Consider the following 12,772-nt stretch of genomic DNA (forward strand, 5'->3'; position numbering starts at 1 on the left):
GGGAGCGGGCACCTACCGGGCGGCGGCCTCCGCCATCAGACGCACCCCCTCGTGGATCCGCGCGGGCGCCACGTGCGCGTAGCCCAGCACGAGCCGTACGCCCTCCTCCGGCACCTCGTCGTGCGCGTACTCCGTGAGCGGGCGCACCGCCACACCGGCCTCCGCCACGCGCGCGAGGAAACGCTCCCGCGGCCCGTAACGCCCGGGCAGCGAGACGATGACGTGCAGCCCCGCCGCGATCCCGGAGACCCCGGCGCCCGGGAAGTGCTCCCCGAGGGCGGCGACCAGGGCGTCGCGCCGCTCGCGGTAGGCGCGCTGGCAGCGGCGCAGCTGACGGTCGTAGTCGCCGCGCTCCAGGAACCGGGCGAACAGCGCCTGGTCCAGGGTGGGGTGGCCGAGATCCATGGTGCGCTTGCGCTCCACCACCTCCTCGGCCCACCCCTGCGGCACCAGCAGCCAGCCGAGCCGCAGCCCCGGGGCGAGGGACTTGCTGACCGAGCCGGTGTAGGCCACGTGCTCGGGGTCGAGCCCCTGGAGGGCGCCGACGGGCGCCCGGTCGTAGCGGAAGTCGCCGTCGTAGTCGTCCTCCAGGACGATCCCGTCCACGGACCGCGCCCAGTCGAGCAGTTCGGCCCGGCGCCGCGCGGAGTACGCGATGCCGGTGGGGAACTGGTGCGCCGGCGTCACGACGGCCGCCCGCACCCCCGAGGCCCGCAGCGGCTCCATCGCGAGCCCTTCGCCGTCCACCGGTACGGGTACGGCGGTGACCCCGGCGGCGGCGTACAGGGACTCGTGCTGCGGACTGCCGGGATCCTCCACGGCGACGGTGCGCGACCCGCGCGCGCGGAGGGCGAAACCGAGCAGCGCCGTCGCCTGCGCCACCCCGGAGACCACTACGATCCGCTCGGGATCGGCCACCACGCCCCGGCGCCGCGCGAGCAGTCCGGCCAGCGCCGTGCGCAGCCGGGGCAGTCCGCGCGGATCGGGGTAACCCAGCTCCTGGTGCGGAAGGTCCGCGAGCACCCCGCGCTGCGCCGCCGCCCACGCCGCGCGGGGGAACAGCGACAGGTCGGGGGTGCCGGGGACGAAGTCCGCGCGGGCGCCGGGGGTGCGCGGGGCGAGGTCGAGGGCGCGCGGGCGGGCGGCCCGCACCGCCGCTCCCACCCACGTCCCGGAGCCCCGGCCGGAGCGCAGATAACCCTCCGCCGTCAGCTGCTCGTACGCCTCCGTGATCAGCCCCCGCGAGACGCCGAGGTCGGCGGCCAGGTCACGGCTCGACGGCAGCCGGGTCCCCGGGGCGAGCCGCCCCGACCGCACCGCCTCGCGCAGCGCGGCCTGCAGCGAACGGCCGCGTGCGCGTGCCGGTGCGGAGGCGGCGGGCAGCAGCAACTCCCAGGCGGAGGAGGTGGAGGCGGCGGCGGGCTCTTCGGGGCCGGTCTGCGGTGACGTCATGACAGGGCCACACTAGGCGTTCCGGGAAAGGGGGCGGCGCCGTACGGCCCGCCCTCAGCGGCTGCCGTCGAGGATGACGCGCGCGACCAGCGCCGGGTCGTCGTTCATCGGGACGTGGCCGCAGCCGGGCAGCCGGACCAGCCGGGCCCGGGGGATGGTCCGCTTGGCGCGGACGCCCTGCCGGGGGATCAGCAGCCGGTCCCGGGCGCCCCAGGCGACGGTCACCGGGATGCCGGGCACGTCGTCGGTGAACCGTACGGCGGTGCCCGCGCGGAGGGTCTCGGCGAAACCGGTGGCCCCGGCGAGCGCGAGCGTCTCGGCGACCACGGCCTCGGGGGAACGGCGACCGGGGCGGGCGTAGATGGTGCTGGTCAGCGCCGCCCGGCCGACCGCGGAGCGGGCGAGGCGCTCGACCAGCGGAAGCGGCATCCGCTCCGCGATCCGCCGCATGCCGATCAGCACGCCGAAGGCGTACCGCCGCTCGGCCTGCGTCCAGAAACCCGCCGGGGACAGGGCGGTGACGGACCGTACGAGCCGTTCCCGGCCGAGTTCCAGGGCCAGCAGGCCGCCGAGCGAGTTGCCCGCGACGTGCGGCCGGCCGAGCTCCAGCTCCTCGCACAGGGCGCCCAGGGCGGCGTTCATGGTCGGCAGGTCGTGGACGAGGCCGCCGGGCAGCGGCGGGGAGGCGCCGAAACCGGGCAGGTCCACGGCGATCACCTCGCGCTCGGTCGCCAGGATGTCCACCACCGGGTCCCAGGCCTGGCGGTGATGGCCGATGCCGTGCAGCAGGAGCAGCGGTTCGCCGCGGCCCGCGCGGGCGTAGGACAGGGTCACGGTCTGCGGGCCGAGGGGAGAGGTGACCTCGAAGGAGACGGTCGCGGACATGAGGGTGCTCCTCGTCTGGGACTCGCGGAAACGGACGCCGCCCGGCGTCGTAGACAGCTTGTCAGCAATTGCTACCGACGGGTAGCCCCCGGTGGGCGGGTCCCGACGGCCGGTGCCGCCTGGACACGGTCGCGCGGGTCGGCTGGGATGGTGCCGTGACCACCGACACCGTGACCGACGTCTTCGAGGAACACCGCCCCGTCCTCCTGGGGGTCGCCTACCGCATGCTGGGCCGGGTGGCCGACGCGGAGGACGTGGTGCAGGACGCGTGGCTGCGCTGGTCGGGCGGCGACCGGGCCGAGGTGCGCGAACCGCGCGGCTACCTGGTGCGCGTCACCACCCGCCTCGCCATCGACCGGCTGCGCCAGATCAAGGCGCGCGGCGAGACGTACGTCGGCCCGTGGCTGCCCGAGCCCTACGTCACCGACTTCGGCGACACCGTCCCGGACGCCGCCGAACGGGCCGTCCTCGCCGACTCCGTCTCCCTCGCCGTCCTCGTCGTCATGGAGTCCCTGTCGCCGCTGGAGCGCGCGGTGTTCGTGCTGCGGGAGGCGTTCGGCTATCCGTACGCCGACATCGCGGCCGTGCTCGACCGCGGCGAACCGGCCGTACGCCAACTCGCCGGCCGGGCCCGCAAGCACGTCGAGGAACGCCGCCCGCGCTACGAGGTCGACCCCGCCGAGCGCCGCGACCTCACCGAACGCTTCCTGGCCGCGGCGGCCGACGGCGACCTGGAGGGCCTGCTGGAACTGCTCGCCCCGGACGCGCGTCTGGTCGGCGACAGCGGCGGGAAGTCGCGTGCCCCGCTGCGGGTCCTGGAGAGCGCCGACCACGTGGGCCGCTTCCTCCTCGGTGTCGCCCGCAAGAGCGTGCCGGACCTCTCCTTCCGCTTCCTGGAGCTCAACGGCGGCCCCGCGGTGCTCGTCCTGTCCGGCGACGAGCCCGACTCCGTCGTCCAGCTCGACGTCGCCGGCGGGCGCGTCCGGACGGTGTACGTCATCCGCAATCCCGACAAGCTGCGTCCGCTCGCCGCGGTCCGGTAGAAGCCCCCGCACCGGCGCCCCGCACCGACGTCCCCGCCGCGGCGGAGCCCGTCGTCGTGCCCGATTGGTATTGACCAAGGGTGAGGGGCGCCTTATGGTCGCAGATAAGTGAAACAACCTTTAATAAACAAGGGCGCTAAAACGCGGCCGGACACGGCGATCGTGGAGGACAGGGTGGGGACCACGCAGCTGGAAACGGTGCCGGAACCGAAGTACTGGCACCTCAGGACCGTGCTCAGCGAGGCGCTGGACTCGGAGTTCTCCGTGGGTGAGGTCCTGCCCAACGAGCGCGACCTCGCCGCCCGCTTCGGCGTCGCCCGCGCCACGCTCCGGCAGGCCCTGGAACAACTCGAACTCGAAGGCAGGCTGCAGCGCCGCCGCGGTGTGGGCACCACGGTCGCCCCGCCGCGCATGGGCGTGTCCGTCGGCACGGCCCGGCACGCCTGGCCGGGCGGGCCGCACGACGCCTGGCAGACCCTCGACTGCGCGCTCGAGGTGCCGCCCGCCGCCGTCGCCGAGACGCTGGTGACCGGCCGCGACGAGTCCGTGCACGTCGTGCGGCGCTCCCGCGTCTCCCACGGCCAGCCCGTCGCCGCCGAACTCCTCTACATCCCGGCGGACTCGGTCCCGGACCTGTCCGCCATCGACGCGCCGTCCGGCACGGCACGCGCGCGTGCCGTGCTGCGGGAACTGCAGCGCCTGGAGCTGGAGCGGCAGGAGAACGCGGTGGAGCTCGGCTCCGCCCGCGCGGACGACGCGCGCGAACTGGACCGCCTGCCCGGTGCGCCCGTCCTCGTCGTCACCACCCGCTTCATCGCCCGGGGCCGCACCGCCGCGCTCTCCGTGGCCACCTACCGCGCGGACACCTGCCGCCTGACCTTCGGGGACAGCGGCGGCGTCGAGATCCACCACGGCCCGGAACGCCGCGCGTCCTGACCTTCCCCCGTAGCCGCGTGCCGCGGCACCGCCGTAGCCACCCCGCGGCTGAGGGCAGCCGCACCGCCGCAGCCGCGGGCAGTCGTGCCTCCCCAGTGCCTGAAGGGCCTGGGAGGTACTCCCAGGGCGGCACGACTGCCCGCGGGAGCGGGGACGCGGGGAGTCGGGGACGCGGGGAGTCGGGGACGCGGGGAGTCGGGGACGCGGGGAGTCGGGGACGCGGCGAGCCGGGACCCCCGGGCGCTGGGCGCCGATGCGGCGTGCCCGTTACCGGCGGGCCGTCACCGTGCCCTCCACCGCGAAGAGTTGCTCCTCGACATGGTCGAGAGCCAGGCGCACCGCGCCCGTGGCGACCGCCGCCTCGCCGAGGTGGGACAGGGTGACCTTCGGCGGGCGCAGGCAGTAGCGGGCCAGCTCGCGGCGCAGCGGCTCCAGGACGCCGTCCAGACCGGCCGCCCAGCCGCCGATCACGACCAGCTCCGGGTCGAGGGCCAGCACCAGCGCCGCCACGTCGTGGACGAGCCGGCGGATGAACCGGTCCATGGCCGCCAGCGCCCGCGTGTCACCCTCACGGGCCTGGGCGAAGACCTCGGCGACCGCCTGCTCGTCGAGCGGGTGCAGCGGCTCGTCCGTGGTGGACAGCAGGGTTTCGGGGGTCGCCTCCCGGCCCAGCAGATGCAGTGCCCCGATCTCGCCGGCCGCCCCGCCGTACCCCCGGTGCAGCCGCCCGCCGATCAGTGAGCCGGCGCCCGGGCTCAGCCCGGCCAGCACGAACACCACGTCGTCGGTCCCCCTGGCGGCGCCCTTCCAGTGCTCGGCGACGACGGCCGCGTTGGCGTCGTTCTCCACCAGCACCGGACACTTGAAGGACCGGCTCAGCCGCTCGCCGAGGCCGAGGCCCGTCCAGCCCGGCAGCGCCGTGCCCAGCCGCACCGTGCCGTCCGCCTCCACGATCCCCGGCGTGCCCACCCCCACGGCCCGCAGCGAACCGCGCGGAACACCGGCCCGCCGCAACAGCTCCGCGACGGCCGTGCCGATCCGCTCCAGCCGCTCGTCGGCGTCGACGGTCTCGTCGACGTCCCGCGCCTGCGCGCCGATCACCCGGCCGTCCAGATCGGCCAGCAGGGCCGCCACCCGGTGCACCCCGATCTCCAGGCCGAGCAGATGCCCGGCCTCCGCCCGGAACCGGAACCGCCGCGCTGGCCGCCCCTGCCGCCGCGCGGCGCCCTCCTCGGCCGCCGTCTCCACGACGAGGCCCGCCTCGATGAGCCCCTCCACGACGCCCTCGACGGTCGGCCGGGACAGCCCCGTCACCCGGGTCACCTCGGTCAGCGTCGCGCAGTCCGTGGCCCGCAACGCGTGCAGCACCACCGCGGAGTTGATCCTTCGCAGCAGCGAGGGGTCCCCGCCGGTCAGCCGACCCACCGTCCGTCCTCCCAGCTCGTGCGCGTGTTGGGCGGATCGTACTCGGCGCGGCGGACCCCGGCGACCTCCGGGCGGGAGCGGCCCGGGGAGGAGGTTCAGCCCGGCGCCACGAAGCCCGACTCGTAGGCGGCGATCACCGCCTGGGTCCGGTCCCGCGCCCCCAGCTTCGCCAGCACGGCACTCACATGGGACTTCACCGTCTCCGTCCCCACCACCAGCCGCGCCGCTATCTCCGCGTTCGTCAGGCCCCGCGCCATCAGCCGCAGCACCTCCTCCTCGCGCCCGGTCAGCCGCGCCCGCTCCAGCACGTCGCGGGCCGCGCGGTTGCCGTCACCGTCGGCGTACTCGGCCGCGAGCCGGCGCACCGAGGCGGGGAACAGCAGCGACTCGCCCTCGGCGACCAGCCGCACCGCGTGCACGATCTCCGCGGGCCGCGCCCGCTTCAGCAGGAACCCGTCGGCGCCCGCGCGCAGCGCCCCGTACACGTACTCGTCGTTCTCGAACGTCGTCACGACGAGGATCTTCGGCGGTGCGTCGACCGACCGCAGCAGCGCGCGCGTGGTCTCGATCCCGTCCAGCAGCGGCATGCGCACGTCCATGGCGACCACGTCCGGCCGCAGCCGCCGCACCAGCGGAATCACCGCCGCGCCGTCGGCCGCCTCCCCGACCACCTCGATGTCGGGCTGCGCCTCCAGCACGGCGCGCAGGCCGGCGCGTACGAGGGGTTCGTCGTCGACGAGCAGAACGGTGACCGGCATCCGGCCAGCGTAGATCAGCGCAACGGCAGTTCCACCCGCACCTGCCAGTCACCCCGGTCGGGACCGGTGTGCGCCTGCCCGCCCAGCAGGACCGCGCGCTCGCGTATGCCGCGCAGGCCGCTGCCCCGGCCGGGCCCGGGTATCGCCCCGGTGAGCGGATTGCGGACCTCCAGGCCGAGCGAGCCGTCGTCGACCGCGATACGGACCCGCACGGGGACGGCGCCCGCGTGCCGCAGCACATTGGTCAGGGCCTCCTGGAGGATGCGGTACCCCTCGCGGGAGACCGGCCCGGGCACGGTGTCCAGGGGTCCGGTCATACCGGCGTCGACCTGCGCGCCGGAAGCCCGCGCGGACTCCAGCAGCCGGCCGGCGTCCGTGAGGGTCGGCCGCCCGCCGACCGGCCGCCCGGATTCGCGCAGGACGCCGAGGACCCGCTCCAGGTCCTCCAGCGCGGCCCGGCCGGTCTCCTCGATGGCCTCCAGGGCCCGGTCGGTGAAGGCGGGATCGCCGGCCGCGCGGGCGGCGCCCGCCTGCACGACGGCCACGGTCAGGGCGTGGCCGATGGAGTCGTGGAGTTCCCGGGCGATGCGGGTGCGCTCCAGGAGCTGCTCGGTGCGTTCCTCCAGGGCGGCCAGCCGTTCGGCGGGGGAGGGGCCGAGCAGGCGGTGGGCCAGTGCCGTGATCAGGCGGCCCGAGGCGACCACGAGCGCCGCCAGGGTCACCAGGGCCGGGGGCAGCAGGAGGACGTGCCACCAGGCGTGGCCCTCGAGGAGGAGCAACTCGCCGGAGGCCGTGTCCCTGCCGAACGCCGCCGCCGCCAAGTCCACCGTGACCATGAGCAGTTGCACGGTGGCCAGGGAGGTCGCGCAGCCGATCAGCAGCCGCGCCTGGAGCCATACGACGAGCCTGCCCCGGTCGCTCCAGGAGGCGGACGGCGCGACGACGACGCCGGCGCTCTCGCTGTCGTGCCGCTGACCGGTCAGCAGCAGCCTGGCCTGCAACCCCTCCGCGGTGCGCATCGCGGGCACCAGCCCGACGGGTACGAGCACCAGGGCCGCCGCGGCCCAGGTCCACCACGCCTCCTGGACGAACAGCCACAGCGACGGCCACACGATCGCGATGAACAGGTGCAGCAACCGTGTGTACGTCACCGCCCGGCCGAACGGGCGCAGCAAGCGGACCATTGCGTCATCGTGCCAGCCGCCACCGACAGGAGACCTCCCCCGCACGGGGGAGACGATCTCCACCGGCGGGGGAGGCCCCGCCCCCGTACGAGGCGTCACGCTGCTGCCATGACCAGCATCGACGTCCAGGACCTCACCAAGGAGTACGGCACCCGGCGAGCCGTCGACCACCTCTCCTTCCGCGTCCTGCCCGGCCGCGTCACCGGGTTCCTCGGCCCCAACGGCGCCGGCAAGTCCACCACCATGCGCCTGGTGCTCGGCCTCGACCACCCCACGTCCGGCTCCGCGACCCTCGGCGGCCGTGCGTACGCCACCCTCCAGGACCCCCTGCGCCACGTGGGCGCCCTGCTCGACGCGCAGGCCGCGCACGGCTCCCGCACCGGCCGCGACCATCTGCGCGTCCTGGCGGCGAGCCACCGGATCCCGGACCGCCGGGTCGACGAGGTGCTGGAGGAGACCGGCCTGGGCCAGGCGGGGCGCCGCCGGGTGCGGACCTACTCCCTGGGCATGCGCCAGCGGCTGGGCATCGCCGCCGCGCTGCTCGGGGACCCGGAGGTCGTCATGCTCGACGAGCCGTCCAACGGCCTCGACCCGGAAGGCATCGTGTGGATCCGCACCCTGCTGCGCCGGCTCGCGGACGAGGGGCGGACCGTCCTGGTCTCCAGCCACCTGATGAACGAGACCGCCTCCTTCGCCGACCACCTCGTCGTCCTCGGGCGGGGCCGTCTCCTCGCGGACACCCCGATGCGGGAGTTCATCGACGCGCGCGTGCGCCCCGCCGTCCGCGTCCGCACCTCCGACCCCGCCGCCCTCAGGAGGGTCCTCGCCGGACACGGCCACGACGTCGTGCAACACCCCGACGGCCACTGGACCGTGCCGGACGCGCGCGTGGACGACGTCGGACGCCTCGCCTCCACCGCCGGGGTGCCGATCCTCGAACTCACTGCGGACGAGGGCACGCTGGAACAGGCCTATCTGGACCTGACCGCCACCGAGACCGAGTTCGCCGCGCAGCCCCAGGAGGCCTGACCATGCAGTTCGCACCTGTTCTCCACGCCGAGTGGCTGAAGATCCGCACCGTCCGCTCGCTCCCCGGAGCCCTGTTCGCGCTGTTCGCCGTGACCACGGCGTTCTCCGCCATCGCCGGGGTGGACGGCGCCTCGGACCCGGAGCTCGACCCGCTGTTCACGGCCCTGTCCGGTGTCACACTGGGCCAGATCGCCGCCATCTCCTTCGGTGCCATGGCCGTGTCGGCGGAGTACCACGACGGCGCCCTGCGGCTTTCGCTGGCCGCGGTCCCGCGGCGCGGGCGCTGGTTCGCCGCGAAGGCCACGGCCATCGCCGTCCCCGTGCTGGCCGTGAGCCTGCCGACCTCCCTGGCCGCCCTCCTGGCGGCGCGGGCGGGGCTCGGTCCGGCGGCGAGCGGCCTGACCCCGGCCGAGCAGGTCCGCGGTGTCGTGGGCTGCGGCCTCTACCTCACGCTGATGGCCCTGTTCGCCGCGGGCCTCGCGACCCTGCTGCGCAGCGGAGTGGCCACGCTGTCCGTGCTGATCCCCTTCATCCTCGTCGTGTCCTTCGTGATCGGCGACGCGGTCGGCACCGTCACCGACTTCCTGCCCGACCGGGCCGGACAGGTGGTCCTGCACGAGACCCACGACGGCACCCTCGGCCCCTGGCCGGGACTCGCGGTGACCGCGCTGTGGACGGCCGCCGCTCTTCTGGCCGGGGCGTGGAGCCTGCGCCGCCGTGACGCCTGACCGGAAGTCGGCCGTCGCCCCGCCGATCACCGAGGGCGGCGGGTTTACTGGACCCGTGAACATCGCCCGGCACATCGCCCTCATCGACGAGCTGTGCTTCCGCCCCTTCCCGGCGGAGCACGGCCCGTCGGACACCGGCTTCGGGGGGCCGGGCCACCACGTCGCCGTGCTGGAGACCGATGACGGACCGGACGGCGATCCCGCGCGGCGGGCGGTCACGGTGGACCGGTTCGAGAAGGCCCGCGACGCCGTGTACGAGGTGCTGGCCTCCCGCTGGGGGGACACCGATCCCTGGAACCCGCGCACGGAGCGGGAGGAGACCCCCGGGCCGTGGGCCTGGCTCGGCGCCCGCGCCGGTTCGGCCCGGCTGTGGGAGGTGCAGGGCACCGGCCGCTGGGTCGCCGTCGCGGTCGCCGACCGGGGCCCGGCCGACGTGATCCAGCTGCTGGCGGTGGTCGCGGAGACACCCCCGCCCTGACCACCGGCCGTCACCGCCCGGCCGCGGCCTCCCGCAGCCGTCCGAACTCCTCCGCCAGCGTCTCCGGCGTCCAGTGGGCGTTCAGCCCGCTGGGATTGGGCAGCACCCACACGCGGGTGTCGCCGATGGTCCGGGCCTGCGGTCCGACCCGCGCCTTCCGGTCGTCGAACGCCGCGCGGTACGCGGTGACCCCCACCACGGCCAGCCACCGCGGCCGCAGCCGGGCCACCTTCAGGGCGAGCAGCCGCCCGCCCTCCCGGTACTCCTCGGCGCTCAGCTCGTCGGCCCGCGCGGTCGCCCGCGCCACCACATTGGTGATCCCGAGCCCGTACGACAACAGTTCCCGCTGCTCCGACGGCCGCAGCAGCCGGGGCGTGAAACCGGAGCGGTGCAGGGCCGGCCAGAAGCGGTTGCCTGGGCGGGCGAAGTGGTGGCCGGTCGCGGCCGTCATCAGACCGGGGTTGATGCCGCAGAACAGCACGCGCAGGCCGTCCGCGACCACATCCGGTACGAGGCGGTCGCGGGCGGCCTCCAGCTCCGCCTGGGTGAAGCGCGTCAGAGGATCGCCCCCGGGGTGTACCCGGCAGCCTCCGGGCGCTGCTTGACGATCTCGTCGACGCGGCCGACGACGGTGGCGACCTGGTCGCTCGCGGCACCGGTGAAGGACAGCTTGTCCGCCATCAGCGCCTCCAGCCCGGCCCGGTCGAGCGGCAGCCGCTCGTCGGCGGCCAGCTTGTCGAGGAGGTCGTTGCGCTCGGCACCCCGCTCCCGCATCGCCAGTGCGGTGGCGACGGCGTTCTCCTTGATCGCCTCGTGCGCGACCTCGCGGCCGACGCCCGCGCGCACGGCGCCCATCAGCACCTTGGTGGTGGCGAGGAACGGCAGGTAGCGGTCCAGCTCGCGGGCCACGACCGCCGGGAAGGCGCCGAACTCGTCGAGCACCGTCAGGAACGTCTCCAGCAGGCCGTCGAGCGCGAAGAACGCGTCCGGCAGCGCGACCCGGCGCACCACCGAGCAGGACACGTCACCCTCGTTCCACTGGTCGCCGGCCAGCTCGCCGGTCATCGAGGCGTAGCCGCGCAGGATCACCATCAGGCCGTTGACGCGCTCGCAGGAACGGGTGTTCATCTTGTGCGGCATCGCGGACGAGCCGACCTGGCCCGGCTTGAAGCCCTCGGTCACCAGCTCGTGCCCGGCCATCAGCCGGATCGTCTTCGCCAGCGACGACGGCGCGGCGGCCAGCTGCACCAGCGCGGTGACGACCTCGTAGTCCAGCGAGCGCGGGTAGACCTGGCCGACGCTCGTGAACGCCTGCGAGAAGCCCAGGTGCCCGGCGACCCGCCGCTCCAGCTCCGCGAGCCTGTCCGCGTCGCCGCCGAGCAGGTCCAGCATGTCCTGCGCGGTGCCGACCGGGCCCTTGACGCCGCGCAGCGGGTAGCGGCCCAGCAGCTCCTCCACCCGGCCGTACGCGACGAGCAGCTCGTCGGCGGCGGTGGCGAACCGCTTGCCGAGGGTGGTGGCCTGCGCGGCCACGTTGTGGGAGCGGCCGGCCATGACCAGCTCGCCGTACTCGCCGGCCAGCTTGCCGAGGCGCGCCAGCACGGCCACCGTACGGTCGCGCATCAGCTCCAGCGAGAGCCGGATCTGCAGCTGCTCGACGTTCTCGGTGAGGTCGCGGGAGGTCATCCCCTTGTGCACGTGCTCGTGCCCGGCGAGGTCGTTGAACTCCTCGATCCGCGCCTTCACGTCGTGCCGGGTGACCTTCTCGCGCTCGGCGATCGAGGCCAGGTCGACGGTGTCGAGGACACGCTCGTAGTCGGCGATCGCCGCGTCGGGCACCTCGATCCCGAGGTCCTTCTGGGCCCGCAGCACGGCGAGCCAGAGCTGCCGCTCCAGCCTCACCTTCTGCTCGGGCGACCAGAGCGTGGCGAGCTCGGCGGAGGCGTAGCGTCCGGCGAGGACGTTCGGGATACGGGGCTTGGCGGGCGCAGCAGTCACGTGCACGGAGTCTACTGGCGATTCCTGCAGGTCGGCGCCACCGGGTGACCTGGAGGAAAGCACAAGGAGGCGCTACAGGCCCTTGTACGGCAGCAGCTCGGGCCGCTTCGGCGGCAGACCGTCGCCGGAGGAACGGCCGGTGAGCCGGCGGCCGATCCACGGCAGCAGGTGCTGCCGGGCGAACCGCGCGTCCTCGACCCGCCGCGCCACCCAGCGCGGCGGCAGCGTCGCCTCCGGGGGCAGGTGCCACTCGGGGTCCTCCGGTGTGTGGCCCAGCGTCTGCCAGACCGCCTCGGCGACCCTGCGGTGCCCGTCCGCGGTCAGGTGCAGCCGGTCCACGTCCCACAGCCGGGGGTCGGCGAGCGACGGCGCCCCGTACAGGTCGACGACCAGCGCGCCGTGCTTCCCGGCGAGCTCGTCGACGCACTCGAACAGCGCCTCCATGCGCGGGCGGAAGCGCTCCAGGACCGGCCCCTGGCGGCCGGGGCTGCGCATCAGCACCAGTTGCCCGCAGTGCGGCGCCAGCCGCTCCACGGCCTCCGTCAGCAGGTCCCGCACCCGCCCCATGTCGCACTTGGGCCGCAGGGTGTCGTTGAGCCCGCCGACCAGGGTGACGACGTCGGCCCGCATGGCGGCGGCGACCTCGACCTGCTCGTCGACGATCTGCTGGATCAGTTTGCCGCGCACCGCGAGGTTGGCGTACCGGAAACCGGGCGTGGTGGCCGCCATCCGCGCGGCGAGGAGGTCGGCCCAGCCCCGGTAGGTGCCGTCGGGGAGGAGGTCCGACATGCCCTCGGTGAAGGAGTCGCCCAGGGCGACGAGGCTGCTGTATGTGGGGTTCGTCTGCATGGCGACA

13 protein-coding genes are annotated in these 12,772 nt (G+C 74.8%); 5 read left to right on the forward strand and 8 right to left on the reverse strand.

Translation table 11 applies throughout. The features are described 5' to 3' along the window. Window positions 1-12: 12 nt before the first annotated feature. Window positions 13-1,452: a PLP-dependent aminotransferase family protein gene (locus AB0A94_RS19150; RefSeq protein WP_361745717.1), complete on the reverse strand. Its 1,440-nt coding sequence runs from the start codon at window positions 1,450-1,452 to the stop codon at window positions 13-15. A gap of 54 nt (window positions 1,453-1,506) precedes the next feature. Further along, window positions 1,507-2,337, reverse strand: coding sequence for an alpha/beta fold hydrolase (locus AB0A94_RS19155; protein ID WP_361745719.1), 831 nt, complete (start codon window positions 2,335-2,337; stop codon window positions 1,507-1,509). A gap of 155 nt (window positions 2,338-2,492) precedes the next feature. On the opposite strand from AB0A94_RS19155, the gene AB0A94_RS19160 reads away from it, so the two are divergent. Further along, window positions 2,493-3,380, forward strand: coding sequence for an RNA polymerase sigma-70 factor (locus AB0A94_RS19160; protein ID WP_361745721.1), 888 nt, complete (start codon window positions 2,493-2,495; stop codon window positions 3,378-3,380). A gap of 174 nt (window positions 3,381-3,554) precedes the next feature. Beyond that, window positions 3,555-4,316, forward strand: a complete 762-nt coding sequence (locus AB0A94_RS19165) for a GntR family transcriptional regulator (RefSeq protein WP_361745723.1) — start codon at window positions 3,555-3,557, stop codon at window positions 4,314-4,316. A 267-nt stretch (window positions 4,317-4,583) separates the two neighbouring features. Here the strand turns inward: AB0A94_RS19165 and AB0A94_RS19170 are convergent, their stop codons facing one another. The 3 genes from AB0A94_RS19170 to AB0A94_RS19180 all read right to left on the reverse strand — a co-directional run bounded on the left by AB0A94_RS19170 (window position 4,584) and on the right by AB0A94_RS19180 (window position 7,683). Next, the gene (locus AB0A94_RS19170) at window positions 4,584-5,741 is read right to left on the reverse strand and encodes an ROK family transcriptional regulator (protein WP_361745725.1); all 1,158 of its coding nucleotides are present in this window, start codon (window positions 5,739-5,741) and stop codon (window positions 4,584-4,586) included. A gap of 95 nt (window positions 5,742-5,836) precedes the next feature. Next, a complete protein-coding gene (locus AB0A94_RS19175) occupies window positions 5,837-6,499 on the reverse strand; it encodes a response regulator transcription factor (RefSeq protein WP_361745727.1) in 663 nt (220 codons plus the stop codon). 14 nt (window positions 6,500-6,513) lie between these two features. Beyond that, on the reverse strand, window positions 6,514-7,683 hold the full coding sequence (locus tag AB0A94_RS19180) for a histidine kinase (protein WP_361745729.1): 1,170 nt from the start codon (window positions 7,681-7,683) through the stop codon (window positions 6,514-6,516). A 108-nt stretch (window positions 7,684-7,791) separates the two neighbouring features. Here AB0A94_RS19180 and AB0A94_RS19185 point away from each other — a divergent pair, with 108 nt between their 5' ends. From AB0A94_RS19185 to AB0A94_RS19195, 3 genes are read left to right on the forward strand one after another with little or no spacing between them, the layout of a single operon-like run. After that, a complete protein-coding gene (locus AB0A94_RS19185; protein WP_361745730.1) occupies window positions 7,792-8,712 on the forward strand; it encodes an ABC transporter ATP-binding protein in 921 nt (306 codons plus the stop codon). A gap of 2 nt (window positions 8,713-8,714) precedes the next feature. Then, complete coding sequence (locus AB0A94_RS19190; protein WP_361745732.1) at window positions 8,715-9,440, forward strand: ABC transporter permease; 726 nt, start codon at window positions 8,715-8,717, stop codon at window positions 9,438-9,440. Between the two features lie 55 nt (window positions 9,441-9,495). Next, window positions 9,496-9,918: a hypothetical protein gene (locus AB0A94_RS19195; RefSeq protein ID WP_361745882.1), complete on the forward strand. Its 423-nt coding sequence runs from the start codon at window positions 9,496-9,498 to the stop codon at window positions 9,916-9,918. A 10-nt stretch (window positions 9,919-9,928) separates the two neighbouring features. Here AB0A94_RS19195 and mug read toward each other — a convergent pair whose 3' ends face one another. The 3 genes from mug to AB0A94_RS19210 form a co-directional block, all read right to left on the reverse strand. Beyond that, complete coding sequence (gene mug / locus AB0A94_RS19200; RefSeq protein WP_361745884.1) at window positions 9,929-10,477, reverse strand: G/U mismatch-specific DNA glycosylase; 549 nt, start codon at window positions 10,475-10,477, stop codon at window positions 9,929-9,931. Beyond that, complete coding sequence (gene purB / locus AB0A94_RS19205) at window positions 10,474-11,916, reverse strand: adenylosuccinate lyase (protein WP_361745734.1); 1,443 nt, start codon at window positions 11,914-11,916, stop codon at window positions 10,474-10,476. The genes mug and purB overlap by 4 nt, the downstream gene beginning before the upstream one ends. 72 nt (window positions 11,917-11,988) lie before the next feature. Beyond that, on the reverse strand, window positions 11,989-12,765 hold the full coding sequence (locus AB0A94_RS19210; RefSeq protein WP_361745736.1) for an SGNH/GDSL hydrolase family protein: 777 nt from the start codon (window positions 12,763-12,765) through the stop codon (window positions 11,989-11,991). Between the last annotated feature and the right edge of the window lie 7 nt (window positions 12,766-12,772).

The sequence above is a fragment of the Streptomyces sp. NPDC044984 genome (assembly GCF_040646935.1).
GTDB lineage: Bacteria > Actinomycetota > Actinomycetes > Streptomycetales > Streptomycetaceae > Streptomyces.

Coding starts and splice junctions, on each gene's coding strand:
- AB0A94_RS19150 (WP_361745717.1), bottom strand. CDS start 1,452: ATGACGTCACCGCAGACCGGCCCCGAAGAGCCCGCCGCCGCCTCCACC.
- AB0A94_RS19155 (WP_361745719.1), bottom strand. CDS start 2,337: ATGTCCGCGACCGTCTCCTTCGAGGTCACCTCTCCCCTCGGCCCGCAG.
- AB0A94_RS19175 (WP_361745727.1), bottom strand. CDS start 6,499: ATGCCGGTCACCGTTCTGCTCGTCGACGACGAACCCCTCGTACGCGCC.
- AB0A94_RS19180 (WP_361745729.1), bottom strand. CDS start 7,683: ATGGTCCGCTTGCTGCGCCCGTTCGGCCGGGCGGTGACGTACACACGG.
- AB0A94_RS19185 (WP_361745730.1), top strand. CDS start 7,792: ATGACCAGCATCGACGTCCAGGACCTCACCAAGGAGTACGGCACCCGG.
- AB0A94_RS19190 (WP_361745732.1), top strand. CDS start 8,715: ATGCAGTTCGCACCTGTTCTCCACGCCGAGTGGCTGAAGATCCGCACC.
- AB0A94_RS19210 (WP_361745736.1), bottom strand. CDS start 12,765: ATGCAGACGAACCCCACATACAGCAGCCTCGTCGCCCTGGGCGACTCC.